The 2,202-nt window shown below is 68.4% G+C and carries 1 protein-coding gene; it reads right to left on the bottom strand.

All coding sequences use genetic code 11. The annotated features are described in order from the left end of the window. The coding region (locus tag ACWD2L_RS40995; protein ID WP_451193849.1) for a condensation domain-containing protein at nucleotides 1-2,114 on the bottom strand (2,114 nt) is incomplete at its 3' end. Nucleotides 2,115-2,202: the final 88 nt, after the last annotated feature.

Below are 2,202 nucleotides of genomic sequence, written 5' to 3'. Positions count from 1 at the left end.
CCCACACCACCAACCGACAACGCCCCCTCGTTCCACCCCAACAACCGAACCCGCTCATCAACCCCCAACACATCCACACCACCCAGCGCCACATCCGCGCCATCACCGGGCCCGCCCACCACACTCCCGAGGGCGCTCACTGCGCTCTCTGTCGCGGTGTGGAACAGGCGGACCACCGCACCAGCGTCGACCGGCGCTACGGCTTCCACGGTCAGGCTCAGTCCGGCGGCCCCTCGGTCGCTGACAGACACCGTCACCGGGTAGTTGGTCCGCTCGCGGAGGGAGAGCTGCTGGATGCCGTCGACGTGCCGTTCCCCGGCTGTCTCCTCGGCCTGATCGACGTGCCGGTAGTTGAACAGAGAGGTGAACAGCGGCGAATTGGCCGCGACACCACTCGCCTGCTGTGCCACGGCCAACGGCGCGTGCTCGTGCTCCAGCAGCCCCGCCAGCTGATCCCGCATCCCCTCAACCGCCGCACGTACGCCCACCCGGCCGGTCCCCACGCGTACCGGCAGCGTGTTGATGAACGGGCCAAGCACCCGGTCAGCACCTGCGCCGGCATTCATCCGACCGAACAACACCGTGCCGAACACCACGTCGTCACGCCCCGACAGCACCCCGAGCACGCGCGCCCACACCACATGCAGGACCGTCGCCGTACTTACCCCCAACTCCCGCGTCACGCGCCGCAGTTCGTCGGTCACATCGGCGGCGAAGGGCATGACTGCCGAGCCCACATCGCTGCCGTCGCCGTGCACATCGAGCACCCCGTACGCGGCGGTCGGCTCGGTGACATCACCGAGCAGCTCGGCGAAGTACCGCTCATGCTGGACACGGGACACCGAACGCGTCTGCGCCACGAAGTTCCGGAACGGCATCGCCGGCGCCAACCGTTCCGCCTGCCCGGTCAGCACCGCCCGCAACTCCTGCAACAGCACGTCCATGCCCAGGTGATCCTGGAGCAGGTGATGCATCCGCACCACAGCCAGCCACCGACCCCCGGACACCTCCGCCGCATGCACATCCATCAACGGCGCACGCCCCAGATCCATCACCGACCCGACTACGGCCAGCAGGACATCCGCCGGATTCGCAGACCCGCCGTCAATCTCGTGCTCTACGAACGGCAGTTGAGCCTGCCGCCACACCACCTGCACCGGCTCACGCAGACCCTCCCACACCACACCCGTGCGATAGATGTCATGCCGGTCCACGACCTGCTGCAACGCTCCGACGAAAGCGTCCAGCCGGGCCCGGGAGTCGAACTCCACGACACGCGCCGTCAGATAGACGTCGCCGCCCTCACCCGCCATCAAGTGGTGGAAGAACATCCCCTCCTGCAACGGCGCCAACGGATAGACATCCGCCACGTTCGCCGCGCCACCATCGACCGCCGCGACCACCCGGTCGATCTCCTGCTGCGACAGCTCGACCAGCGGCAACATCTCCGGCGTGATCCGCTCCGCATCCGCCGGGATCAGGTTCTCGGGCACCTCCACCGAGCCGATGCCCGTGGCTCCGGCCAGGCCGGCCGGAGTGGGGGCCTCGAACAGGGACCGTACCGACACCGACACACCGCGCACGCGGAGCCGTTCGACAAGGGTCACCGCCAGCAGGGAGTGCCCGCCCAGCTGGAAGAAGTTGTCGTCGACCCTGACCGACTCCACGCCCAGCACCTCGGCGAACACCGCGCAGAGGATCTCCTCCTGCACCGTCGTGGGACCCCGGCCACTGCCCGCGGCGTACTCCGGGACCGGAAGCGCCCTGCGATCCAGCTTGCCGTTGACGGTCAGCGGCAACTCAGGCAGCACAACGAACGCACTCGGGACCATGTACTCCGGCAGCCGCGAGACCACAGCGTCCCGCAGACCAACGACATCGACACCGGCCTCGCTATCGGCAGGCACCACATACGCCACCAGGCGCTTGTCGCCCGGCGTGTCCTCACGCGCGATCAGCGCGGCCTGCGCCACCTCGGCACGGGCCTCGAGCACAGTCTCGATCTCACCCGGCTCGATCCGGAACCCACGGATCTTCACCTGCTCATCCGCCCGACCCGCGAACAACAGCTGCCCGTCCGCAGTCCATTTGGCCAGGTCCCCGGTCCGGTACATGCGCTCACCGGAACCCGCCCCGAACGGGCACGCCACGAACCGCTCACCCGTCAACCCCGCACGACCCACATACCCACGCGCCAGCTGC

The organism is Streptomyces sp. NPDC002754 (assembly GCF_053592315.1).
The sequence above is the reverse complement of the archived record's forward strand: the minus strand, read 5'-3'. Positions and strand labels throughout refer to the sequence as shown.